Raw genomic sequence first — 23,549 nt, forward strand, 5'->3', positions numbered from 1 at the left:
TCCCTATTCCTGTTTGACTCGGAGACGTGCCCGATTCCCATCCCGCCGCGGATCCCCCCGCGCGGCCGGCGGTCGCGGACCTCCTCGACGCGCTGCCGCAGGCGGCCGCCGTCGTCGGGGACGGCCCCCGGGTCCTGGGGGCGAACCGGCGCTTCCGCGCCCTGCTCCGGCTGCCGGACGGCCTGGACCCGACCGGGCGGGACGGCGGCGAGCGGCTCCTCGCCCACGTCGCCGCGCTCCTCGCCCGTCCGGAGGAACGCGCCCGTTTCCTCGCCGACGCCCGCGCCCACGGCCCCGTCACCCGGACCGCCGACTACCACCTCGCGGACGGGCGGATCCTGCGCCGCCGCCGCTCCCCCGCCGGCGCCACCGCCCACCTGCTCCTGATCGAGGACGTCACCCGCCGGTACGAGGCCCGGGACGAGCTCGACCAGCGGGAGCGCCGTCTCGCGGAGCTCACCGACGAGCGCACCGCCTTCGCCGGCCGGGCCCTGCACGAGCTGCGCACCCCGCTCGCCACCGTCCTCAGCTTCACCGAGCTGCTGCTCGACCCGGCGAGCGGCCCGCTCGGCCCCGAGCAGACCGCCTATCTGGAGGCCATCCTGCGCAACGCCCGCCGGATGACCGCGATCGCCGAGAAGCTCCCCCGGGCCGCCGGCGAGGACCCCGCCGACCCCCGGCGCGCCGCGCCCCGCCGCGACCGGGTCCTCGTCCCGGAGCTGGTCGAGCGGGTGGCCCTGGAAGCGCTCCAGCGGACCGGCGGAGCGGGTCCTTACCTCACCGTCGACGTCCCGGCCGGCGGCCCGCCGCTGACCGCCGACGGCTGGCTGCTCACCGGGGCCCTGGAGGAGCTGGTCGCCAACGCTCTGCGGTTCACCCCGGCCGGCGGGCGGGTGGAGATCAGCGCGCGGGCCGGGGACGGGCACTGGACCGTCCAGGTGAGGGACACCGGGATCGGTGTCCCGCTGGAGTACCAGGAGGAGGTCTTCACGCCGTACGTCCGCGCCCCCAACGCCCGGCGCGGCGGCTACCCCGGCACCGGCCTCGGCCTGGCGAGCGCTCTGGAGGCGGTACGGCTGCACGGCGGCACCCTCACGGCCCGGGACCGGCGCGACGGCCCCGGCGCGGTCTTCACCGTACGGCTGCCGCTGACCGGCACGGACGGAGGCCCCGGACGCACGGCGGACGACGGCCCCGGACCCGCCCCGGGCGACGGCCCCGCGCCGGACGGAGGCCCCGGGCCGTGACCCGGCTGCTCGTCGTCGAGGACGATCCCGATCTGTCGCTGGCGCTGCGGGTGCTGCTGACCCGCAGCGGTTACGACGTCTCCCTCGCCGCCGACGGGCGCGAGGCGCTGCGGCTGCTCTTCGCCGAGCGGCCCGCGCTGATGGTGCTCGACCTGGTCCTGCCCGCCCTCGACGGCTGGGAGGTGCTGGACCGCACCCGGGACATGAGCGACCTGCCGGTCCTCGTCCTCTCCGGCCTCGGCGAGCTCGACGACCGGGTCAGGGGGCTGCGCTCCGGCGCCGACGACTACCTGGTGAAACCGTTCGCCCAGGCCGAGCTGCTGGCCCGTATCGAGGCCCTGCTCCGCCGTACCGGCCCCGGCTCCTGGGCCGGCGAGGCGGTCGAGGAGGACCTCCGGCTGATCCCGGAGCGCCGCTCCGCCCTCTGGCTCGGCTCCGAGATCCGGCTCAGCGACATCGAGTACCGCCTCCTCCAGCTCCTGGTCCGCAACCGGGGCCGGGTGGTCACCATCGAACAGCTCCTCGACCAGGTGTGGGACGACACCTCCGCCGTCGGCCGCGACCGGGTCAAGTTCGGCGTGCTGCGGCTGCGCCGGAAGCTGCGGTACGCGGGCGGGCCGCAGGCCCGCGACCCGATCGAGTCGGTCCGCGGCCTCGGCTACCGGTACGAGACGGGGTGACGCAGAGCACCCGGTTCCGGGGACGAAGGTCCCGGGCCCACCGTCCCGAACACGGGCGAACCGACCGGGACAACCGTCCGGCAACCGTGCGCCACCGGAGCGCGCCACCGGCCCGCGTCACCGTCGAGGCCATGCACACCCTTCCCGCCCGCAGTGTCGCCGTCGTCCTCGGTACCCGCCCCGAGCTGGTCAAGCTCGCCGAACTCGTCCGGGTGCTCGGTCCCGCCGCCCGGGTCGTCCACACCGGGCAGCACTACGACGAGGAGCTGTCGGGCGGCTTCCTGGCCGAGCTGGGCCTGCCCGAGCCGGAGTACCTCACCGGCGTCGGCGGCCACCCGCGCGCCGTCCAGGTCGCCGCCGCGCTCGCCGCCCTCGACGAACTCTTCGCGGCCGAGCCTCCGCTCGCCGTCATCGTGCAGGGCGACACCAACGCCGCTCTCGCCGGCGCGCTCGCCGCCAACGCCCGCGACCTGCCCCTGGTCCACGTCGAGGCCGGGCTGCGCAGCCACGACCGGGCGATGCCCGAGGAGCACAACCGGGTCCTCATCGACCGCCTCGCCGACCTGCTCTGCGCCGCCACCCCCGACAACCGCGCCCTGCTGCTCGCCGAGGGCCTGCCCGAGGAGCGGATCGCCGTCACCGGCAACCCGGTCGTCGAAGCGGTACGCGACCACCTGCCGCCCGTCCGGGAGCGGGCCGCGCTGCTCGCCGCGCACGGCCTCGTGCCCGACGCGTACGTGCTGGCCACCGTGCACCGCCCCGAGAACACCGACGACCCGGCCGCCCTCCGCGCCGTCCTCACCGAGCTCGCCGGACTCGCCTCCGAGCTGCCCGTCGTCCTCCCCCTCCACCCGCGCACCCGGGCCCGGATCGACGCCGCCGGACTGACCGGACTGCTCGACGGCGTCACCGTGCTGCCGCCCGCCGGCTACGGCACCTTCCTGGCGCTCGCCCGGCACGCGGCCGTCCTCGTCTCCGACTCCGGCGGCGTCCAGGAGGAGACGACGGTCCTCGGCCGCCCGCTGGTGGTCGTCCGCCGCTCCACCGAACGCCCCGAGGCCATGGCCGACTTCGCCGAACTCGTCACCCCCGGCCCGCGGATCGGCGCCGCCGTCCGCCGCCGCCTCGCCGAGGGCGCGCCCGGCCTCGACCGGCTGGCCGCGCTGCCCAGCCCGTACGGCGACGGCACCGCCTCCCGCCGGATCGCCACCCTCACCGCCCGTCTGGCCGTCGCCCGCGCCGTCCCCGACCGGGTCGCGGCGATGGCCGCCTGAGCCCGAACTCCCCGCTCCTGCCGCCCACCCACCGGAGACCGTCCCCATGACCCTCCCACTCGTCCTCTACGTCTTCCCGTTCGCGCTCCTCGGCTGCTTCCTCGTGTACTGGGCCGGGGCCCGGCACGCGTACGCCCGGCGCCGGCCCACCGAGCCCGGCGAACCGGCCGCGTACGACTGGCACTTCTTCGTGCCCTGCCGCGACGAGGAGGCCGTGATCGCCACCACCGTCGCCCGGCTGCGGGCCGGCTTCCCGAGCGGGCACGTCTGGGTCATCGACGACGCCAGCGACGACCTGACCGCCCCGATCGTCGCCTCGCTCGGCGCCCGCGACCCGCGCGTCCACCTGGTCTCCCGGCACCGTCCGGACGCCCGGATCGGCAAGGGCGCGGCCCTGAACGCCGCCTACGACGCGCTGAACACCCATCTCCCGGCCGGCGCCGACCGCGCGCGGGTGATCGTCTGCGTCGTCGACGCCGACGGGCAGCTCTCCCCCGACGCCCTGGCCCTGGTCAGCGGACCGGAGGCGTTCGGCGACCCGGACACGGGCGGCGTGCAGATCGGCGTCCGGATGCGGAACGTCGACGACGAGCGCCCGCTGCCCGACCGGGGCCGGGCCGCCAACGCGTACGCCCGGCTCCTGATCCGCACGCAGGACGCGGAGTTCGCCGTCTCCAACACCGCGATGCAGCTGCTGCGCCGCCGCACCGGCTCCGTCGGCCTGGGCGGCAACGGGCAGTTCACCCGGCTCACCGCGCTCGACCGGATCGCCGCCGCCGAACGCCGCCCCTGGCAGCGGGACGCGCTCCTGGAGGACTACGAACTCGGCCTGCACATGCGGCTGGCCGGCTACCGGGTCACCCACGTCCACGACACCTGGGTGAGCCAGGAGGCGCTGCCGTACACCCGCCGCTTCCTCACCCAGCGCACCCGCTGGGCGCAGGGCAACATCTCCTGCGTCCGCTACGCCGGCCGGATCGTCTCCTCCCGCCACTACAAGGCCCGCGGTGTCCTGGAGTCGCTCTACACCTTCTTCCAGCCGATCGCGCACCTCGCGACCCTGCTGCTGACCGCCGCCATGTTCGTGGCGCTCGTCGCCGGCGGCACCGCCGCCGAGGTCGTCCTCGCCGCCTGGCCGCTCGCCCTCGCCCTCGCCCTGATCTCGATCGTCCCCTTCGTCCTGTGGGGCCCGGTCTACCGCCGGGAGTTCGCCGGCGACCGCTCGCGGGTGAAGGGCGTCCTGTGGGGCCTCGCCCTCTGGCTGTACGCCTACCACCTGTTCCTCGTCTCGGCCCGCGGCTTCGTCCGCCTGCTGCGGGGCCGCACCGGCTGGGCCAAGACCCGCCGCAACGCGGAGCGGGCGGGCGTCGGCCCGGTGGCGACGGAGTCCTGACGGACGGCGTCGCCGGGGGTACGCGGAAGGGCCCGGAACCGTGACGGTTCCGGGCCCTTCCCTCGTACGCGCTACGCCTGCGGCAGCTTGTCCAGCTGGGCCTGGATGCGGGCGATGTCCTCGTCCGCCTTGGCGAGGCGGCCCTTGATCTTGTCCACGACGTTGTCGGGCGCCTTGGCGAGGAACGCCTCGTTGCCGAGCTTGGCCTCGGCCTGCGCCTTCTCCTTCTCGGCGGCGGCCAGGTCCTTGGCGAGCCGCTTCCGCTCGGCGGCCACGTCGATGGTGCCCGAGAGGTCGAGCGAGACCGTCGCACCCGCGACCGGCAGGGAGGCGGTGGCCTCGAAGGCGTCGCCCTCCGGCTGGAGCCGCAGGATCTGGCGGATGGCGGCCTCGTGCGCGGCCAGCGCGGTACCGCTCAGGTCCAGGCGGGCCGGGACCTTCTGGGCGTCCTGGAGGCCCTGCTCCTTGCGGAAGCGGCGAACCTCGGTGACGACCCGCTGGACCAGCTCGATCTCCCGCTCGGCGGCCTCGTCACGGAAGCCGCTGTCCTGGGGCCAGTCGGCGACGACGAGGGACTCGCCGCCGGTGAGCGTGGTCCACAGGGTGTCGGTGACGAACGGGACGATCGGGTGCAGCAGCCGCAGCATGACGTCCAGGACCTCGCCGAGGACCCGGCCGGAGACCTTGGCGCCCTCGCCGCCCGCGAAGAACGTCGTCTTCGACAGCTCGACGTACCAGGCGAAGACCTCGTCCCACGCGAAGTGGTAGAGCGACTCGCTCAGCTTCGCGAACTGGAAGTCGTCGTAGTACGCGTCGACCTGCGCGACCGTCTCGTTGAGGCGGGACAGGATCCACCGGTCGGTCGCCGACATCGCGGAGGCGTCCGGCAGCGGGCCCTCGATGGTGGCGCCGTTCATCATCGCGAAACGGGTCGCGTTCCAGATCTTGTTGGCGAAGTTCCGGGACGCCTGGACCCAGTCCTCGCCGATCGGGACGTCCGCGCCCGGAGTGGCGCCCTTGGCCAGGGTGAAGCGGACGGCGTCGGAGCCGTACGCGTCCATCCACGTGATCGGGTCGACCGCGTTCGGGTTGGACTTCGACATCTTCTTGCCGAACTCGTCGCGGACGAGGCCGGTGAGCGCGACCGTCTTGAACGGGACCTGGCCGTCCATCGAGTACAGGCCGAACATCATCATCCGGGCGACCCAGAAGAAGATGATGTCGTGGCCGGTGAGCAGGACGTCGGTCGAGTAGAACTTCGCCAGGTCCGGGGTCTTGTCCGGCCAGCCGAGGGTGGAGAACGGCCACAGGCCGGAGGAGAACCAGGTGTCGAGGACGTCGGGGTCCTGGGTCCAGCCTTCGCCCGCCGGGGCCTCGTCGTCCGGTCCGACGCAGACGACCTCGCCGTTCGGGCCGTACCAGATCGGGATCCGGTGGCCCCACCACAGCTGGCGCGAGATGCACCAGTCGTGCATGTTGTCGACCCAGTCGAAGTAGCGCTTGGAGAGCTCCTTCGGGTGGATGTCGACGGAGCCGTCGCGGACCGCGTCACCGGCGGCCTGCGCCAGCGGGCCGACCTTGACCCACCACTGCATCGACAGTCGGGGCTCGACGGTCGTCTTGCAGCGCGAGCAGTGGCCCACCGAGTGCATGTACGGGCGCTTCTCGGCGACGATCCGGCCCTGCTCCTTGAGCGCGCCGACGATCGCCGAGCGGGCCTCGAAGCGGTCCAGGCCGAGGAAGGGGCCGTGGACGGTGATGACGCCGTGCTCGTCCATGACCGTCAGGGACGGCAGGTCGTGGCGGCGGCCGATCTCGAAGTCGTTCGGGTCGTGCGCCGGGGTCACCTTGACGGCGCCGGTGCCGAACTCCGGGTCGACGTGCTCGTCGGCGACGACGGGGATCGTGCGGTCGGTCAGCGGCAGCTTGATCCGCTTGCCGACCAGGTGCCTGTACCGCTCGTCCTCGGGGTGGACGGCGACGGCGGTGTCGCCGAGCATCGTCTCGGCGCGGGTCGTGGCGACGACGAGGCTGTCCTCGCCCTCCCCGTACCGGATGGAGACCAGCTCGCCGGCGTCCTCCTGGTACTCGACCTCGATGTCGGAGATCGCGGTCAGACAGCGCGGGCACCAGTTGATGATGCGCTCGGCGCGGTAGATCAGACCGTCCTCGTACAGGTCCTTGAAGATCTTCTGGACGGCCCTGGACAGGCCCTCGTCCATGGTGAAGCGCTCGCGCGACCAGTCGAGACCGGCGCCGAGGCGGCGCAGCTGGCCGAGGATCCGGCCGCCGTACTCGTCCTTCCACTGCCAGACGCGCTCGACGAACTCGTCACGGCCCAGGTCGTGGCGGGACTTGCCCTCCTCGGCGAGCTGCTGCTCGACCTTGTTCTGGGTCGCGATGCCGGCGTGGTCCATGCCGGGCAGCCACAGGGTCTCGAAGCCCTGCATACGCTTGCGGCGGGTCAGGGCGTCCATGAGCGTCACCTGGAAGGCGTGCCCCAGGTGGAGGGCGCCCGTGACGTTCGGCGGCGGGATGACGATGGTGTACGGCGGCTTGTCGGACGTGGCGTCGGCGGTGAAATAGCCCCGCTCTACCCAGCGCTCGTACAGCGGCCCCTCTACCTCGGCCGGCGCGTACTGGGTCGGCAGTTCGGTCGTGGGCGCTGTCTGCTGCTGAGTGTTCTCGGTCACGGGCCCAGTTTAGGGGGGTCTCGGCCTTGTCCCGAAACGCGATTGTTCCGTAACGGTGTGACCCCCACCGCTCCACCGCCCCTCGGCTTCCGACAGGATGTTCGCTACGCATAAACGTCCTGTGAGGGGAAGCAGTAGATGAGCTACAACCAGCCGGGTCCGTACGGGGGCCAGCAGCCTCAGCAGCCCGGGCCCTACGGCCAGCAGCCCGGCCCGTACGGCCAGCCGCCGCAGGGGCAGCCCGGTTACGGCTACCCCCAGCAGGCCCCCCAGGGCGTGCCGCCGCAGCCCGGCTACGGCTACCCGCAGCAGCCCGGCCCCTACGGCCAGCAGCCCCAGTACGGCGCCCCCCAGGGCCCCGGCGGCTACGTGCCCCACCCGCCGGCCCCGAAGAAGTCCAAGACCCCGCTGATCATCGGCGCGGTGGCCGTCGTGGCGGCGATCGCGGTCGGCGCGTACTTCCTGATCGGCGGCGGTGGCGGCGCCGACGTCGCGAACGACGGCCCGCACAAGCTGGTGACGCCGGAGACTGTGCTGACCGAGTACAAGAAGAACGCGAAGGGGTCCGAGTCCGACGGCAAGGACGCTCTGAAGGAGGCCGAGAAGAACGGCGTCAAGAACGCGAAGAGCGTGGACGCCACCTACAAGGCCGGGGACGAGTCGAACCCGCTCGCGGGCAAAATGCTCTCCTTCAGCGGCCTCTACGGCGAGATCGAGGACCCCGAGAAGGTCGTCGACTCGCTGTTCGCCAGCATCAAGACCGAGGCGGAGAAGGACAAGGACGGCGGTGAGCTCGCCGGCAGCCCGCAGGCGTTCACCCCGGCCGAGGCCGACGGCGCCGTCCTCAAGTGCCAGTCGGCGAAGGGCAAGGCCGACGCCGCCGCGGGCACCCCGGCCTTCTCGATGAACTTCTGCGTCTGGGCCGACCACAGCACCGTGGGCTTCGTCGTCCCGATGGACATGTCCGCGATCCTCACGGGCAAGGGCGGGTCCCTCGAAGAGGCGGCCACCATCACGGCCAAGCTCCGCAAGGAAGTCCGCGTCAAGATCTGACGCACGCGGCGCACGCGAAAGGGGCGCCCCCACCGGCTCGGTGGGGGCGCCCCTTCGTCGTGTGCTTCCGGTTACGCCGACTTCTCGTGGCGGCCGTCGTTCTTGACGATCCTGGGGACCAGGGTCGGGTTCACGTTGTTGCGGACGACGTCCGCCGTGATGACCACGCGGGCCACGTCCTTGCGGGACGGGACCTCGTACATCACCGACTGGAGGACCTCCTCCATGATGGCGCGCAGGCCGCGCGCGCCCGTGCCGCGGAGGATGGCCTGGTCGGCGATGGCCTCCAGGGCCGGGCGGTCGAAGTCCAGCTCCACGCCGTCGAGTTCGAAGAGGCGCTGGTACTGCTTCACCAGCGCGTTGCGCGGCTCGACGAGGATCTTCAGGAGGGCCTCGCGGTCCAGGTTGTGGACCGAGGTGATGACGGGGAGACGGCCGATGAACTCGGGGATCATCCCGAACTTCACCAGGTCCTCCGGCATGACCTCCTGGAACTGGTCGCTCGCCTCGATCTCGCGCTTGGAGCGGATGGTCGCCCCGAAGCCGATGCCCTTGGCGCCCGCCCGCGACTCGATGATCTTCTCCAGGCCGGCGAAGGCGCCGCCCACGATGAAGAGCACGTTCGTCGTGTCGATCTGGATGAACTCCTGGTGCGGGTGCTTCCGGCCGCCCTGCGGCGGGACGGAGGCCGTGGTGCCCTCCAGGATCTTCAGGAGGGCCTGCTGCACGCCCTCGCCGGAGACGTCTCGCGTGATCGACGGGTTTTCGCTCTTACGGGCGACCTTGTCGATCTCGTCGATGTAGATGATGCCGGTCTCGGCCTTCTTGACGTCGTAGTCCGCGGCCTGGATCAGCTTCAGCAGGATGTTCTCGACGTCCTCGCCGACATAGCCGGCCTCCGTCAGCGCCGTCGCGTCGGCGATGGCGAACGGGACGTTGAGCATCCGGGCCAGCGTCTGGGCCAGGAGCGTCTTGCCGGAGCCGGTGGGGCCCAGCAGCAGGATGTTGGACTTCGCCAGCTCGATGGCGTCGTCACGGCCCGCCCCGCCGCCGTTCTCGCCGGCCTGGACGCGCTTGTAGTGGTTGTACACCGCGACGGAGAGGGCCTTCTTCGCCGGCTCCTGGCCGACGACGTACCCCTCCAGGAACTCGTAGATCTCGCGGGGCTTGGGGAGTTCCTCCCAGCGCACCTCGCTCGTCTCCGCGAGTTCCTCTTCGATGATCTCGTTGCAGAGGTCGATGCACTCGTCGCAGATGTACACACCGGGTCCCGCGATGAGCTTCTTCACCTGCTTCTGGCTCTTTCCGCAGAACGAGCACTTGAGCAGATCGCCGCCATCACCGATGCGTGCCACGAGGTGCTTCCCCTTCGCCTGGGAGCGCCTGGTTCAGCGACTCCTGGTGCCTCATATTCGACGGTACCTTGCCGGGCCCCCCGTTCGGGCCCCCCTTGGCACGGTTCACATGGTCGCGATTCGGCCACGCGAGCCGTGGGGACCGTGCCAGGGGAAGGTCGGACGTCAGTGTGCCGCGGCGGCCGTGCTCTTGCGGGTCGAGACGATCTGGTCGACCAGGCCGTACGCGAGGGCGTCCTCGGCCGTGAGGATCTTGTCGCGCTCGATGTCCTCGCGGATCTTCTCGATCGGCGTGGTGGAGTGCTTGGCCAGCATGGTCTCCAGCTGGTCGCGCATCCGCAGGATCTCCTTGGCCGCGATCTCCAGGTCGGAGAGCTGCTCGCGGCCGGTGCCGCCGGAGGGCTGGTGGATCAGCACACGGGCGTTCGGCAGGGCCATCCGCTTGCCGGGGGTGCCGGCGGCGAGCAGCACGGCCGCGGCGGAGGCCGCCTGGCCCATGCAGACCGTCTGGATGTCCGGCTTCACGAACTGCATCGTGTCGTAGATCGCCGTCAGCGCGGTGAAGGAGCCGCCGGGGCTGTTGATGTAGATCGAGATGTCGCGGTCCGGGTCCATCGACTCCAGGCACAGCAGCTGCGCCATGACGTCGTTGGCCGAGGCGTCGTCGATCTGGACGCCGAGGAAGATCACGCGCTCCTCGAAGAGCTTCGCGTACGGGTCGTACTCGCGGATGCCCTGCGAGGTGCGCTCGACGAAGCGCGGGACGACGTAGCGGTTGTCCATCGGCGCGCCGGTGTACAGGCCGCTCGGGGAGAGGTTGTTCTGCATGTGGGTGTTCACCGTCCTGGTGGCGTTCGGCGGGGGGCTGGGGCTCTGTGGCGGGCTGCCGGCGCTCAGGCGCCCGTGCCGCCGCCGCCCGGAACACCCGCGGCGTGCGTGATGATGTCGTCGATGAGGCCGTAGTCCTTGGCCTCCTCCGCGGTGAACCAGCGGTCGCGGTCGCCGTCGCGGATGATCGCCTCGACGGTCTGGCCGGAGTGGTGCGCGGTGATCTCGGCCATGCGCTTCTTCGTGCGAAGGAGGTACTCGGCCTGGATCTTGATGTCGGAGGCGGTGCCGCCGATGCCGGCGGAGCCCTGGTGCATCAGGATGTCGGTGTTCGGCAGCGCGAAGCGCTTGCCGGGGGTGCCGCCGGTGAGCAGGAACTGGCCCATCGACGCCGCCATGCCCATACCGATGGTGACGACGTCGTTCGGGATGTACTGCATGGTGTCGTAGACGGCCATGCCGGCCGTCACGGAGCCACCGGGGCTGTTGATGTACAGGTAGATGTCCTTCTCCGGGTCGGCGGCCAGGAGGAGCATCTGGGCGGTGATCTTGTTGGCGATCTCGTCGTCGACCTGCTGGCCGAGGAAGATGATGCGCTCGCCGAGCAGCCGGTTGTAGACATGGTCGCCGAGGCCACCACCGATGGACGGCTCACCCGCGGCGTAAGGCTTCAGATTCGTCACGTATCCACCTGCTCGTCTCCGACGGCCCCGGGCCGTCTCAGCGTCTCGTTCTGAGGGCAGTGCCCCCGTCTTCATGGACCCTAACGCGCAGGTAGGACAACGCCATCCCGGTTCCCGAACTGTTCGCTCGGAGCGCAAGGTAGTTGGCGGCGCATAAAAGGTCCGCGTACGTCCACGGGCCCGGCCGCACAGCAGTGCGTCCGGGCCCGTGGCGCGATACGGAGCGCGCGAGGCGGGGGCCCCGGCGTCGGCCTGGTGGGGCCTTACTTCTCCTCGGCGACCTCGGCCTCGCCGGTGACGGCCTCGACCGTCTCGGCGGCGGCCTCGACCTCGTCCTCGTCGTCGGAGAGGTCCACGACCTCGCCGTTGGTGTCGACGACCTTGGCGGCCTCGACGACGACCGCGAGGGCCTTGCCGCGGGCGACCTCGCCGACCAGCATCGGCACCTGGCCGCCCTGGACGACGGCCTGGGCGAACTGGTCGGGGGACATGCCGGAGGAGGCGGCACGGCGGAACAGGTGCTCGGTGAGCTCGTCCTGCTCGACGTTCAGCTCCTCCTTGGAGACGAGCTCGTCGAGGAGGAACTGGGTCTTGATGCCCTTGACCGCCTGCTCCTTGGTCTCGGCCTCGAACTCCTCGACCGTCTTGCCCTGGAGCTCCAGGTACTTCTCCAGGCTCAGGCCCATCTGGCCGAGCTGGTGGTGCTCCAGGTTGTGCTTGCGGGTGTTGACCTCGTCCTCGAGGAGCTTCTCGGGGACGGGGATCTCCGCCAGCTCCAGGAACTTCTCCAGGACGCGCTCCTGGGCCTGGGTGGCCTGGTCGAACTGCTTCATGTTCTCGAGGCGCTTGCGGCTGTCGGCCTTGAGCTCGTCGAGGGTGTCGAACTCCGACGCCATCTGCGCGAACTCGTCGTCCAGCTCGGGGAGCTCACGGGCGGCGACGGCGGTGACCTTGACGGTGACCTCGGCGTCCTTGCCCGCGGCGGAGCCGCCCTTCAGCTGCGAGGTGAAGGTGGCCTCGCCGCCGGCCTCCAGGCCGGTGACGGCGGCGTCGATGCCGTCGAGCAGCTCGCCGGAGCCGATGGTGTACGAGACGCCGTCGGCGACACCGTCGGGCAGGACCTCGCCGTCGACCTTGGCGGTCAGGTCGAGGGTGACGACGTCGCCCTCGGCGGCGGCGCGCTCGACCGGGTTGGTGGAGGCGAAGCGCTCGCGGAGCTGCTCCACCGACTTCTCGATGTCCTCGTCGGTGACCTCGACGGCGTCGACCTCGACCTCGATGCCGGAGTAGTCCGGGATCTCGATGGCCGGGCGGACGTCGACCTCGGCGGTGAAGGCCAGCAGCTCGCCGTCCTTCAGCTCCGTGATGTCGACCTCGGGCTGGCCCAGCGGGTTGACCTCGGCCTCGTTCACGGCCTCGGTGTAGAACTTCGGGAGCGCGTCGTTGACGGCCTCCTCCAGCACGGCGCCACGGCCGAAGCGCTGGTCGATGACGCGCGCGGGGATCTTGCCCTTGCGGAAGCCCTTGACCGTGACCTGCTGGTTGATCTTCTTGTACGCCGCGTCGAGGCTGTCCTTGAGCTCCTCGAAGGGCACCTCGACAGTGAGCCGAACCCGGGTCGGGTTCAGGGTCTCCACGGCGCTCTTCACGGTTCGGTCTCCTTGTGGCTGATTCCTGGATTCCGGCGGAGCCGCGCGGGGCGGTTCCGGCCGATGGGCCCGGTCAGAAAGACACACGGGCACGCAGCTTGCATAGTAACCGCACGTGGGATCAGGCCCACAACGTGATCAAGAACCCGCGAGGTCGGGGGACCGCGGTGGATCAAGAGGATCAGGTTGGTCGGGGTGGCGGGATTTGAACCCACGGCCTTCCGCTCCCAAAGCGGACGCGCTGCCAAGCTGCGCCACACCCCGTCGGTGCGACACGTAGGGTACATGCACGGAGACGCTGTGACGCCCCCGGTTTTCACGGGCGTGCACGGACGGCTCCGGACCGGCTACGATGCTGTCCGTGCCGCGGCCTTCCGGCCTGTGGCGCGTCCTGTGCGGGCGTAGCTCAATGGTAGAGCCCTAGTCTTCCAAACTAGCTACGCGGGTTCGATTCCCGTCGCCCGCTCCACATGGCTCAGGGCCAGGTCAGAGGATCATCCTCCAGCCTGGCCCTGATGCGTTTCCGATCTTCGCTCAGCTCTGCGTGCCCGCTGCGTGCCCGTTCGGCGCGGGTCCCTGCTTCCGGGCCTGCTCTACGACAGCGCTCACGGCCTGCCCGATCAGCCTTTCTCGCTCAGCCGTTGCGTGCTGATAGATCAGCGCGGCACGGGCGGTGCTGTGGCCCATTCTCGTCATCAGCTCTCGCGTGCTCGCGCCGGTCGCGGCTGCAAGGGTGTTCCCCGTATGGCGAAGGTCGTGGAAGTGCAGCCCCTTGATGCCGGCCTTCTCGCATGCCTGACGCCAGAGCTTGCCGAAGTGATTGCGTCGCGGAGTCGCACTCTTCGCCCCGATGAAGACCCGGCCGTCGGCGCCCGCCTCTGAGTAGACGGCGAGATGAGTGGCGAGTTCGTGGGAGATCACCGCAGGAATGGCCACCGTGCGCTTCCCGGCCGCACTCTTGGGCTCCTTCACCAAGCGTCGCCCGCTGTGGAGTTCGGCGATGTTCCGGCGAACGCGCAGGGTGCCCGCGTCAAGGTCGATGTCACGGCGCGAGAGGCCGATGAGCTCGCCCCAGCGGAGTCCCGTGAAGGCCGCCAGAAGGACCAGCGCGCGGTAGCGGGACTGGATGGCGCCCGCCAGGTCGTAGACCTCCTGAATGGTCGCCGTGGGCCGCTCCGGGGTGGGAGCGACGCTCGCGCCCTTGACTCGACAGGGATTGCGCCGGATCAACCGGTCCTCGACAGCGGTCATGAGAACAGCCCGCATGAGCGCGTACGCCTTGGCCACCGAGGAGGCGCCGGCACCTGCTTCCAGGCGAGCTACGCGCCAGGCCCGGACCGAAGCGGGACTGATGTCTGCAAGCGCGACGTTCCCAAAGGTCGGTTGAAGGTGGTTCCGAAGAAGCGATCGGTACAGGTCCGCAGTCGAGGCACTGATGCCACGCTCCTTGATCCAGGTCGAGGCATAGGACCCGAAGGGCACCCTGGCGGCATCCGGGTCGGTCCAGTCCCCCGCACGCAGCTCGGCTTGCCGCTCGGCCAACCAGTCGTCAGCTTCACGCTTCGTACGGAATGTGTGGGGTGCCGGGCGGTCGATTCCATCGGGGGCCGGGTAGCGAGCCTGGTAGCGCCCGGAGGGCAGTTTGCGAACACGGCCGAACGCTCGCTTCTTTCCCGCCATCAGGCCACGCTCCGCAGACGACGCAGGGTCGGTTCGACGGTGTTGGCCGTGACGAAGGCGGTGACCGCGCTCTCCGGGATGCGGACGTGTCGGCCGACCTTCACGAAGGTGATCCGGCGCTCCTCGATCAGGCGCCGAGGGAAGCGAACGGTGGTGCCCAGAAGCTCGGCCACCTCTCCCACGCTCAGCAGTCGGTCCATGGTCACCACTCCCCCAGTTCGGCGTCTTCGAGTTCGGTTCGTGCTTCGCGTGCGGTGTCTCGGTTGGTGCGGATGTCTCGGGCGATGCCGGCGGCGAGCCAGGACTCTCCCGGGGTGTGGCCGTGTCCGGCGTAGGTCCAGTGGGCGATCACGAGGGTGGAGCCCTCCGGGTCGTCGTCCGGTTCGGGCAGGCCGCGTTCGCGTCGTTCCTGGGCGGCGCGGTAGTCGGCGCGGGTCTGGCGCAGGGCGCCGAGGGTGGTGGAGTAGGCGCGGGACTTGGTGGAGAAGTGGCCCCGGAAGCCGAGCATGTGGGCCCAGCGGGCCAGCATCCGGCCGGGGAACTCGGCGTCGAGGTTCCAGCAGGCTTCGATCAGGCGCCGGGTGTGTGCGGGGATGTCGAGGGTGGCCAGCTCCGCCAGCTCGCCGATGCGGCGGTCGATGGTGCCGGTGGTCTCGGCGGCCTTGGTGGCGTACTTGGCGACGTATGCGGCGACGGCCTGTTCGGTCAGTTCCTCCTGGCCGAGCGCGCCGATGGGCTGGACGTCGACCTGGGTGCCCCACCGCAGCGTCCGGGCGGGCTGGGTGTCGGTGGCGGGGAGGGTGACGGCGACGCGGGCGGCAGCGGCGCGGATCGCGTCGTTCAGCACAGTGACCGAGGCCCAAGGGGGTGGGGCGGTGTCGGGTCCGTCGGGGCCGTCGAGGCGGACGACGGCGTGGAAGTGGATCGCGCCTCGCTTTTGGAACTCGGCGACTTTCCCGAACGAGACCCGGCACGACTCCTTGAGCGCGGCCTGGGTGATGCCGGCGCGGGCGGCGATCTCGCGGCGGAGGTAGATGGTGAAGCGCTGCCAGAGCTGTCCGGCGTGGTTGTTCCACAGCACCGCGCCCGCGTAGTCGTAGCGGGCCGCGTCCAGGGCCGTGCCGAGGGCGGGATCGTTCTCCGGATGAATGGTGTCGCAGCGGCAGCGGCCGGAGGCGGGACGGTTGTGGACCAGGCCGAAGGACGGGGCGGTCAGGGTCGCGAAGACCCGGGGATGGTCCCGGACGGCCGCGGGGACGCTCTTGCGTTCGTCGCCGGTGATCCCGGCGCGGATCAGGTGGTAAGTGTCCCCGGCGTAGGTCCAGGCGCACGAGGGACAGCGCGAGGCCCGCCGATTGCCGCAGGCGACCCGTAACCGGCCCCCCGGCTCATCGACGGTGGAGTACGAGTACAGGACGTCCCCGGTACGGCGGTCACGGGTCACGGTGCTGCCGGACAGGTGGATCGGGTCCGAGCAGCCACCCGTACGCCGGACCTGCTCACGCCACCGCTCGAACCCGGGGGTGTTCGCCACCCGCAGGAGATCCGCCAGCGCGAGGGGATCGGTGCCCAGAGAGGCCGCGACACCTGCCACGGCCTCCGGGGCGACGGGGAAGACCGTCACGCGGCCACCGCCACACCGACGGACGCCGTCTCGAACAGCGGGTGGCGGGAACGCTCGATGGCTTCGGCACTGGTCCGGTACGTGAAGGTGACCAGGGCGGCCAGGGTCTGCGCCTGGTCGAACCGCTTACGCTCCGGGAATCGGCCGAAGTGGGCGGCGTCGTGGCCCGGCGTGTTCTGCTCCTCCACCCACAGCCCCAGGTAGCCGCCGGTGTAAGCGGCGGCCAGGTACAGCTCCTCCAGCCCCAGCCGGGCCGCACCCTGGAAGATCCAGGCGCACAACTTCGCGCCGTCGCCCTTGCGGTACCGGTACGAGGCCGGCATGTCCGAGGCGTAGAGCGCGATGGTGCGCTCGGTGTTGTTCAGGTCCGCGATCGAGATCTCACCGAACTGCGCGATCTTGAACGTTGCGGGCATCATGGAAGCTCCCTTCGAGGGAGCCGGGGCGGTGGTTGCTTGGCGGTAGGCACTGCCCCGGCGCGACTCACTGGCTTGAGCCAGTTCTGGCTTAAGCCAGTTGAGCATGAGCCCTAGTTCGCGTCAAGACGCTGGCTTAAGCCAGTCGCTATGATGGCTGCATGACTACGCCCGGAGCAGTTCCGCAGCAGCCTGCAAGCAGGCGCATCGCGGAAGATCTACGCACGGCCATTGAGTCCGGGCAGCTAGCTCCCGGCGACAAGCTCCCGTCCGAGCGCACACTGGCAGAGCAGTACGGCGCAGCCCGCAACACTGCACGCGAAGCCATCAGGCTGCTCGCTGAGCAAGGGCTCGTAACCGCCAAGCACGGGCGCGGAGTGTTCGTGCGCGAGCCTCAACGGCTATTCCGGTTCGGGAGTGACCGCTACTCCCGCAAGAACCGCCAGACGGGCCTGACCCCCTTCCGGCTCGAAGCCAAGCGCCAGGGGAAAGAAGCCCGGATCGATGTGGTCAGCATCGAACGCGAGGTCCCTCCCCGCGACGTGGCCGACCGACTGAACGTGCCGGCGGACGAAGCCAGCGTGGTTCACCGCGAGAACCACTACTTCGCCGACGACGAGCCCGTCCAGATCGTCTCGACCTTCCTTCGATGGGACGAGGCTCAAGGCACCCTCCTCATGCAGCCCAAGTCGGGCAAGGACGGGATTTACGGGCGCCTCGAAGAGCTTGGGCACGTCATGACTCGCGTTCGCGACGAGATCAGCACTCGCATGCCGTCACCCGAAGAAGCCGCGGTGCTTGACCTCCTGCCCGGCGTCCCGGTGCTTGAGGTTCTCCACACAAGCCTCGATCAGAACGGCGTGCCATTCGAAGTATCGAGGTACGTGCACCGGGGGGACCAGACCGGTCTCCTCTACGAACTTCCCGTCGAGTGAGAGAGCCGCCATGGAGACGATCGCAGTACGCCCCTTCGCCACCTCAGACCTGGAGGGGGCGGCGTCAGCCCTCGTTGAGGTGCACGCTTCAGACGGCTATCCGGTCGAAGGGGTGGCCGACCCGAAGGGCTGGATCCAGTCTGAGAACGTTCTTGCCGCCTGGGTCGGGGAGGTCCAGGGCCGGATCGTCGGCCATGTCTCGGTGATGCGGCCACAGGGCGTAGAAGCAGCGGCCATGTGGATCGAGCAGTCCGGAGATCCCGAAGGAAACGTAGCCGTTCTGGCGCGCCTATTCGTTGTCACGGAAGCCCGAAAGCACGCCTTGGGCGAGCGCCTGATGCGAGCGGCCATGGACTGGGCTCGGGAACGCGGAATCCGCCTTGTGCTAGACGTCATGACCAAGGACACTGCCGCCATCCGCCTCTACCAGCGCTTGGGATGGACCAAGATCGGCGAAGCCTCCCACTCGTTTGGTGACGAGCAGCACATCGATGCCATCTGTTTCGTGGCCCCAGACGCTTAGCCGAACCAGACGCTGTTACAGGTTTCTCTACCTCATCAAGCACCCGGCTGCGCTCCGCTCCGCCGGGCGGGCTTCCCGGCTCCGCTCGGGGCGCCGCTCCTGCCTTCGGCCCGCTCCGCCCCCGCTGCGCCGACGCCCGCCCCTGCAAGACGGGATAGGCCCGAAGGCATGAGTCCGAGCCCCGACGGCCACCGGTTCCTCAGGTCACCGACATGCCTCCGGCGGGGGCGCTCAGGCTCCGGGATGGGAGGGGCCCGCGAGCGGGTGCCGGCCGGTGGCGTGTAACGGTGGGGAACTCCCATCCCGTCTGCCGTCGACCCAGGCAGAGCCGAGCAGACACGGCACCGGGCGTCCAGGTCGTTCGTCCAGCGGGGCGCTCCACCTGGACGCCCGGCACCGCGCCTGCTCCACGGTGTGTGGGTCGACGGCAGACGGGATGGGAGTTAGGGAGCAGCGGGCTGAGCTGGCGGAGTTTCCCCCGGTTGAGCCTCGGCTGCGCCCCGGTCACTGTGTGGCGTCGGATGCGGCATGCGGGTCAAACCACGTCGTCCCGAAGTCGCATTCCATCCGGCGGCGAACATCTCGCCACAGAGGGCTTCGATCTGCCTCGCCGTCTCTTCCATCTCGGCGATCGTCATCGCAGTGCCGGAAGCCCCCAGCTGCTTCCGCATCTGCTTCATGGCCGTCAGCTCAGGCCCTTCTCCAGTCTTGATGAAGAGCGAGTGGACGATCTTGTTGCGTTGATCCTTCAACTCGCGCGCTCGCGCAAGGCACGCCTTGATGGGCTGGACGTCTTCGCCCGCAAGGGTGCCCACCGTAAGGCCCAGCTCACATAGCTCAATGAGGCGAGCCGTTCCTTCGGCATTCGCGTACATCAAGAGCGTCGGCTCAAACGAGATGTTGCCCAGCAGCCCACGAAGATGAAGATCCAGAAGCGCGCCCGCTACGGTCACGCGGCCCACAGCTTCGAAGAAGGGGTTCCGCTCCGGGGCTGAGGCATCAGACGTCATGCTCAGATGCTATGACTGCGGCAAAGCCGCTTCACCTGGTTTGCGGAATCTCCGAGCCATCACTGCTCGGAGGACAGGTGCAGTCGCGACGTGCCCCAAGCGTGCCCGATCCGTCAGCGCTGAACGGGGAATCACGGGGAGCGGGGGCGACGTGGCCGCAAGCACCCAGGTCAGCAAAGGCGCAGGTGGGACCACATCCGCGTACGGGGTCTTCCAAACTAGCTACGCGGGTTCGATTCCCGTCGCCCGCTCTGTGTACGGCTCCGGCCCGGTCCCTCGTCGAGGGGCCGGGCCGGCGCCGTTCTCCGCCGGCTCCGTCAGAACTTGATGGAGCCGATCGTCTGGGTTATCGAGTCCAGGAAGCGCTGGATGTCGTCGGCCATGCCCGTGGAGGCGAGGAAGAAGCCGAAGAGGACGGCGACCACCGCCGGTCCTCCCTTGAGGCTTCCGCCCCGGATCAGCACCACGAGGACGATCGCCAACAGCAACACCACAGACAGCGAAATGGCCACAACTGATCACACCCTCGGTCGGTCCCTGCCCAGCCCGGGGTATGCATCCGGACACCCCCGCGCCTCCATCGTGCCACCAACCCCTTTGCCCTCGGCGGGGGGTGACGAATCGTGGGACGCGGGACGGCGCCGGAGGGTTCAGGCCGGGCGGGAGATGAGGAGGAGGGCGCGGTCGTCGTTGACGTCCTTGGCCACCGCCTCGATGAGGTGCCAGGCGACGCCCTCGAAGCCGCCGGAGACGCAGCGGTCGGCCTCGCCGGTGAGGCGGTCGATGCCTTCGGCGAGGTCGCGGTCGGCGGCCTCGACGAGGCCGTCGGTGAAGAGCATCAGGACGTCCCCGGGGTGCAGGGTGCCCTTGACCGGGTGGAACTCGGCGCCGTCGTAGACGCCGAGGAGGGGCCCGTCGCCGTCCTTCTCCTCCCAGCGGCCGGTGCCGGAGTGGAGCTGGAGCGCGGGGAGGTGGCCGGCGGAGAAGAGTTCGTAGTCGCCGGAGTCCAGGTCGAGGACGAGGTGGATGGAGGTGGCGAAGCCCTCGTCCCAGTTCTGCCGGAGCAGGTAGCCGTTGGCGGCGGGCAGGAAGCCGTGCGGGGGGAGCGAGCCGAGCAGGCCGCCGAAGGCGCCGGAGAGCAGCAGGGAGCGGGAGGCGGCGTCCATGCCCTTGCCGGAGACGTCGGTGAGGACGACCTCCAGGGTGCGGCCGCCGTGGGTGCGGGCGGCGACGACGAAGTCGCCGGAGAAGGACTGGCCGCCGGCCGGGCGGAGCGCCATCTCGCGGTGCCAGCCGCGCGGCAGCCGGGGCAGCGCGCTCTGGACCCGGAGCCGTTCGCGCAGGTCGAAGAGCATGGTGCCGCCGCGCCGCCAGGGCACTCCGACCCGGGCCCGGAACTGGGCGATGAGCAGGCCGAAGAGGCCGCAGGCGGCGACCACCAGGACGATGCCGGGGGTGACCCGGGCGGGTCCCTCGCCGTACGGGCCGAGGATCGCGGACTCGACGATCAGGCCGCCGGCGGCCGCCGCGTACAGGCCGAGGAGGCTGGCGGGGCGGAGCAGCAGTCCGCCGGCCACGATCGGCAGGACGAGGGCGGCCGGAGAGCACCAGACGGGGTCGAGGACGGTGCCGCAGACGATGGCGGGGACGGTGAGGAGGAGACCGGCGAGGGCCAGCCGGTCGGAGGCGCCGCCGCGGAAGTAGTCGACGCCGGTCCGGCGCAGCGCGACGCGGGCCCGGTGGGCGCGCCTGCGCAACCGGGCCGCGTACGTGTTCACTCCGTGGTGGGCCATTGGCCTGGACCCTATCCACCCCGGCTGTGTCCGTGCAGGGGTACCCCGGTGACAAGGTGCGTGAAATCGGGTCGCCTCGGGCGAGGACCGCTGATATCGATGGCATATGACGACTGAACTGCGGGTGCTCGACCCGTCGGAGTGGGATCGCTGGTTCGCGGCGCTGGAGCTCGCCTTCGGCGGCATCCACGAGGAGCCCGAGGAGCGGGCGCTGTGGCGGGACCTGACCGAGTGCGAGCGGTCGCTGGCGCTCTGGGACGGGGACCGGGCGGTGGCGACGGCGGGGGCGTTCTCCTTCCGGGTGACCGTCCCGGGCGGGGCGGCGGTTCCGGCCGCGGGCGTCACGATGGTGAGCGTGGCCGGAACGCATCGCCGGCGGGGCATCCTGACCTCGATGATGCGCCGGCAGCTCGACGACGTACGGGCGCTGGGTGAGCCGCTGGCGGTGCTGACGGCCTCGGAGCCGGTCATCTACGGGCGGTTCGGGTACGCGGCGGCGAGCTGGACGCGGCGGGCGGTGATCGACACGACCCGGGTGCGGCTCGACGTGCCGGCCGGGACGGACGCGGTGGCGCTGCGGACGGTGCCGGCGGCGGAGTCCTCGGCGGCGACGGAGGCGGTGTACGCGCGGATGGTGCCGCGCAGGCCCGGGATGGTGGCGCGGGCGCCCGGCTGGGAGCGGCTGCCGCTCCTGGACCCGGCGGGTTCGCGGAACGGCGCCTCGCCGAAGTTGTGCGTGCTCGCGGAGCGGGACGGCGAGGTCGTCGGGTACGCCTATTACGCGATCAAGCCGGAGTGGACCTGGGGCGGTGCGGACGGTTCGGTGAACGTGCACGAGCTGCTGGCGCTGGACGGGGCCGCGGAGGCGGCGCTGTGGCGGTTCCTGTGCTCGGTGGACCTGACGGCGAAGGTGCGGGTGGACAGTTCGCCCGTGGACGCGGCCTGGCAGCACCTGGTCTCGGACGTGCGGCGGTGCGAACCGGTGGCGCGGGAGGGGCTGTTCGTCCGGCTGGTGGACGTGGGCGCGGCGCTGGAGGCGCGGACGTACCGGACGCCGGTGGACGTGGTGTTCGAGGTCGAGGACGCGTTCTGTCCGTGGAACGCGGGCCGTTGGCGGCTCACCGGGGACGCGAAGGGCGCGTCGTGCGCCAGGACCTCGGACGCCGCCGATATCGCGCTGTCCGTGCGGGAGTTGGGCGCGGCCTATCTGGGCGGTACGGCGCTGGCCGCGCTGGCCGCGGCGGGGCGGGTCGGCGAGCTGCGGGACGGCGCGCTCGCGGAGGCGTCGGCGGCGTTCGGGTCGGAGGTCGCTCCCTGGCTGCCGCACGGGTTCTGAGGGCGGGGGTCAGCGTCGCTGGCAGGTGGGGCACCAGAAGAGGTTTCTGGCGGCCAGGTCGGCGACTCTGATCCCGGTGCCGCAGAGGTGGCAGGGCAGGTGCGCGCGCCGGTAGACGTAGACCTCGCCGCCGTGGTCGTCGACGCGGGGCGGGCGGTTCATCGCCTCGGGGGTGTGCTCGGGGCGGACGGTGTCGATCCGGTTGAGCCGGACGCCTTCGCGCATGAGGGCCTTCAGGTCGTCCCAGATCGCGGTCCACTCCCCCGCGGTGAGGTCCTTGCCGGCGCGGTAGGGGTCGATGCCGTGGCGGAAGAGGACCTCGGCGCGGTAGACGTTGCCGACGCCGGCGATGATCTTCTGGTCCATCAGCAGGGCGGCGATGGTGGTGCGGGACTTCGCGACGCGGGCCCAGGCGCGGTCGGGGTCGTCGGCCGGGCGGAGGGGGTCGGGGCCGAGCCGGGCGTGTATCGCCGCCTTCTCCGCGTCGGTGATGAGCGCGCAGGTGGTGGGGCCGCGGAGGTCGACGTACGCCTCGGGGTTGGCGAGGCGGAGGCGGACGGTGTCGGCCGGCGGGGGCGCGGGGGCGTCGCCGAAGGCGACCTTGCCGAAGAGGCCCAGGTGGATGTGGATCCACTCGTCGCGGGGGAAGCCGAGGAAGAGGTGCTTGCCGTGCGCCTCGGTGGTCTCCAGGGTGGCGCCGTCGAGGAGGGCGGCGGAGTCGGAGAACTTGCCCTGGGGGCTGGAGACGCGCACGGGCCGGCCGCCGAACCGCTCGCGGTGGTCGGCGGCCAGCCGGTGGATGGTGTGCCCTTCGGGCATCAGGCGGTGGGCTCCTGCGGGTGGTGGGCCGGGATCGGGGGGAGCTCGCCGGTGGTCTCGTACGCGCTGAGCATCTCGATGCGGCGGGTGTGGCGCTCGTCACCGGAGTACGGGGTGGCGAGGAAGATCTCGACGAACTTGGTCGCCTCCTCCTCGCTGTGCATGCGGGCGCCGACGGCGACGACGTTGGCGTTGTTGTGCTCGCGGCCGAGGGCGGCGGTCTGCTCGCTCCAGGCGAGGGCGGCACGGACGCCCTTGACCTTGTTGGCGGCGATCTGCTCGCCGTTGCCGGAGCCGCCGATGACGATGCCGAGGCTGCCGGCGTCGGCGGCCGTCTTCTCGGCGGCGCGGAGGCAGAACGGCGGGTAGTCGTCGAGGGCGTCGTAGATGTGGGGGCCGCAGTCGACGGGCTCGTGGCCCTGGGCGGTGAGCCACTCCACGAGGTGGGTCTTGAGTTCGTAGCCGGCGTGGTCGGAACCGATGTAGACGCGCATGGCTTCGAGTGTGGCACGGCCGGGACGGGGCAGGCGTCAGCGGGGTCGGGACCTTGGTCCCGGC

General features: G+C 70.8%; 22 protein-coding genes and 2 tRNA genes. 9 read left to right on the forward strand and 15 right to left on the reverse strand.

All coding sequences use genetic code 11. The annotated features are described in order from the left end of the window. Positions 1 to 26: 26 nt before the first annotated feature. From ACIGHB_RS22670 to ACIGHB_RS22685, 4 genes are all read left to right on the forward strand, one after another. On the forward strand, positions 27 to 1,247 hold the full coding sequence (locus tag ACIGHB_RS22670; RefSeq protein ID WP_399915409.1) for an ATP-binding protein: 1,221 nt from the start codon (positions 27 to 29) through the stop codon (positions 1,245 to 1,247). Then, positions 1,244 to 1,927 carry a response regulator transcription factor gene (locus ACIGHB_RS22675; RefSeq protein ID WP_360309408.1) on the forward strand — a complete coding sequence of 228 codons (684 nt, stop codon included), beginning with the start codon at positions 1,244 to 1,246 and terminating at the stop codon, positions 1,925 to 1,927. Before ACIGHB_RS22670 ends, ACIGHB_RS22675 begins: the two co-directional genes overlap by 4 nt. 131 nt (positions 1,928 to 2,058) lie before the next feature. Beyond that, on the forward strand, positions 2,059 to 3,201 hold the full coding sequence (gene wecB, locus ACIGHB_RS22680; protein ID WP_360309410.1) for a non-hydrolyzing UDP-N-acetylglucosamine 2-epimerase: 1,143 nt from the start codon (positions 2,059 to 2,061) through the stop codon (positions 3,199 to 3,201). 46 nt (positions 3,202 to 3,247) lie between these two features. Next, positions 3,248 to 4,594, forward strand: coding sequence for a glycosyltransferase (locus ACIGHB_RS22685; protein WP_360309412.1), 1,347 nt, complete (start codon positions 3,248 to 3,250; stop codon positions 4,592 to 4,594). 71 nt (positions 4,595 to 4,665) lie between these two features. Here ACIGHB_RS22685 and ACIGHB_RS22690 read toward each other — a convergent pair whose 3' ends face one another. Next, entirely contained in the window at positions 4,666 to 7,287 is a 2,622-nt protein-coding gene (locus ACIGHB_RS22690; RefSeq protein ID WP_399915412.1) for a valine--tRNA ligase, read from the reverse strand. 138 nt (positions 7,288 to 7,425) lie between these two features. On the opposite strand from ACIGHB_RS22690, the gene ACIGHB_RS22695 reads away from it, so the two are divergent. Beyond that, entirely contained in the window at positions 7,426 to 8,340 is a 915-nt protein-coding gene (locus ACIGHB_RS22695) for a hypothetical protein (protein WP_399915414.1), read from the forward strand. 71 nt (positions 8,341 to 8,411) lie between these two features. Here ACIGHB_RS22695 and clpX read toward each other — a convergent pair whose 3' ends face one another. The 5 genes from clpX to ACIGHB_RS22720 form a co-directional block, all read right to left on the reverse strand. Then, the gene (gene clpX, locus ACIGHB_RS22700) at positions 8,412 to 9,695 is read right to left on the reverse strand and encodes an ATP-dependent Clp protease ATP-binding subunit ClpX (protein ID WP_360309418.1); all 1,284 of its coding nucleotides are present in this window, start codon (positions 9,693 to 9,695) and stop codon (positions 8,412 to 8,414) included. Between the two features lie 165 nt (positions 9,696 to 9,860). After that, positions 9,861 to 10,523, reverse strand: coding sequence for an ATP-dependent Clp protease proteolytic subunit (locus ACIGHB_RS22705; RefSeq protein ID WP_043221639.1), 663 nt, complete (start codon positions 10,521 to 10,523; stop codon positions 9,861 to 9,863). A 65-nt stretch (positions 10,524 to 10,588) separates the two neighbouring features. Beyond that, on the reverse strand, positions 10,589 to 11,206 hold the full coding sequence (locus tag ACIGHB_RS22710; protein WP_132914109.1) for an ATP-dependent Clp protease proteolytic subunit: 618 nt from the start codon (positions 11,204 to 11,206) through the stop codon (positions 10,589 to 10,591). A gap of 263 nt (positions 11,207 to 11,469) precedes the next feature. Continuing rightward, entirely contained in the window at positions 11,470 to 12,855 is a 1,386-nt protein-coding gene (tig, locus tag ACIGHB_RS22715) for a trigger factor (protein WP_388877699.1), read from the reverse strand. 187 nt (positions 12,856 to 13,042) lie between these two features. Next, positions 13,043 to 13,119: transfer RNA gene (locus ACIGHB_RS22720), tRNA-Pro, on the reverse strand. A gap of 131 nt (positions 13,120 to 13,250) precedes the next feature. Here ACIGHB_RS22720 and ACIGHB_RS22725 point away from each other — a divergent pair. Continuing rightward, a tRNA-Gly gene (locus tag ACIGHB_RS22725) sits at positions 13,251 to 13,324 on the forward strand. 65 nt (positions 13,325 to 13,389) lie between these two features. Here the strand turns inward: ACIGHB_RS22725 and ACIGHB_RS22730 are convergent. From ACIGHB_RS22730 to ACIGHB_RS22745, 4 genes are read right to left on the reverse strand one after another with little or no spacing between them, the layout of a single operon-like run. Next, positions 13,390 to 14,535 carry a tyrosine-type recombinase/integrase gene (locus ACIGHB_RS22730; protein WP_399915417.1) on the reverse strand — a complete coding sequence of 382 codons (1,146 nt, stop codon included), beginning with the start codon at positions 14,533 to 14,535 and terminating at the stop codon, positions 13,390 to 13,392. Beyond that, entirely contained in the window at positions 14,535 to 14,735 is a 201-nt protein-coding gene (locus tag ACIGHB_RS22735; RefSeq protein WP_399915419.1) for an excisionase family DNA-binding protein, read from the reverse strand. The genes ACIGHB_RS22730 and ACIGHB_RS22735 overlap by 1 nt, the downstream gene beginning before the upstream one ends. A gap of 2 nt (positions 14,736 to 14,737) precedes the next feature. Continuing rightward, complete coding sequence (repSA, locus tag ACIGHB_RS22740) at positions 14,738 to 16,129, reverse strand: replication initiator protein RepSA (protein WP_399915649.1); 1,392 nt, start codon at positions 16,127 to 16,129, stop codon at positions 14,738 to 14,740. Positions 16,130 to 16,155: 26 nt separating this feature from the next. Continuing rightward, on the reverse strand, positions 16,156 to 16,578 hold the full coding sequence (locus ACIGHB_RS22745; RefSeq protein ID WP_399915421.1) for a hypothetical protein: 423 nt from the start codon (positions 16,576 to 16,578) through the stop codon (positions 16,156 to 16,158). 158 nt (positions 16,579 to 16,736) lie between these two features. Here ACIGHB_RS22745 and ACIGHB_RS22750 point away from each other — a divergent pair, with 158 nt between their 5' ends. Beyond that, positions 16,737 to 17,510 carry a GntR family transcriptional regulator gene (locus ACIGHB_RS22750; RefSeq protein WP_399915423.1) on the forward strand — a complete coding sequence of 258 codons (774 nt, stop codon included), beginning with the start codon at positions 16,737 to 16,739 and terminating at the stop codon, positions 17,508 to 17,510. Positions 17,511 to 17,520: 10 nt separating this feature from the next. Continuing rightward, on the forward strand, positions 17,521 to 18,033 hold the full coding sequence (locus ACIGHB_RS22755; protein WP_399915425.1) for a GNAT family N-acetyltransferase: 513 nt from the start codon (positions 17,521 to 17,523) through the stop codon (positions 18,031 to 18,033). A gap of 443 nt (positions 18,034 to 18,476) precedes the next feature. Here the strand turns inward: ACIGHB_RS22755 and ACIGHB_RS22760 are convergent, their stop codons facing one another. The 3 genes from ACIGHB_RS22760 to ACIGHB_RS22770 form a co-directional block, all read right to left on the reverse strand. After that, positions 18,477 to 19,043, reverse strand: coding sequence for a hypothetical protein (locus tag ACIGHB_RS22760; RefSeq protein ID WP_399915427.1), 567 nt, complete (start codon positions 19,041 to 19,043; stop codon positions 18,477 to 18,479). A 317-nt stretch (positions 19,044 to 19,360) separates the two neighbouring features. After that, on the reverse strand, positions 19,361 to 19,555 hold the full coding sequence (locus tag ACIGHB_RS22765) for a hypothetical protein (RefSeq protein ID WP_360309423.1): 195 nt from the start codon (positions 19,553 to 19,555) through the stop codon (positions 19,361 to 19,363). A gap of 138 nt (positions 19,556 to 19,693) precedes the next feature. Then, entirely contained in the window at positions 19,694 to 20,836 is a 1,143-nt protein-coding gene (locus tag ACIGHB_RS22770; RefSeq protein ID WP_360309425.1) for a PP2C family protein-serine/threonine phosphatase, read from the reverse strand. A 106-nt stretch (positions 20,837 to 20,942) separates the two neighbouring features. On the opposite strand from ACIGHB_RS22770, the gene ACIGHB_RS22775 reads away from it, so the two are divergent. Next, positions 20,943 to 22,172: a GNAT family N-acetyltransferase gene (locus tag ACIGHB_RS22775; RefSeq protein WP_360309427.1), complete on the forward strand. Its 1,230-nt coding sequence runs from the start codon at positions 20,943 to 20,945 to the stop codon at positions 22,170 to 22,172. Between the two features lie 9 nt (positions 22,173 to 22,181). Here ACIGHB_RS22775 and ACIGHB_RS22780 read toward each other — a convergent pair whose 3' ends face one another. Further along, complete coding sequence (locus ACIGHB_RS22780) at positions 22,182 to 22,991, reverse strand: Fpg/Nei family DNA glycosylase (protein ID WP_399915430.1); 810 nt, start codon at positions 22,989 to 22,991, stop codon at positions 22,182 to 22,184. Then, entirely contained in the window at positions 22,991 to 23,485 is a 495-nt protein-coding gene (locus ACIGHB_RS22785) for a ribose-5-phosphate isomerase (protein ID WP_360309431.1), read from the reverse strand. The genes ACIGHB_RS22780 and ACIGHB_RS22785 overlap by 1 nt, the downstream gene beginning before the upstream one ends. Between the last annotated feature and the right edge of the window lie 64 nt (positions 23,486 to 23,549).

The sequence above is a fragment of the Streptomyces sp. NPDC085460 genome, assembly GCF_044541975.1.
In the GTDB taxonomy this organism is placed as follows: Bacteria; Actinomycetota; Actinomycetes; order Streptomycetales; family Streptomycetaceae; genus Streptomyces.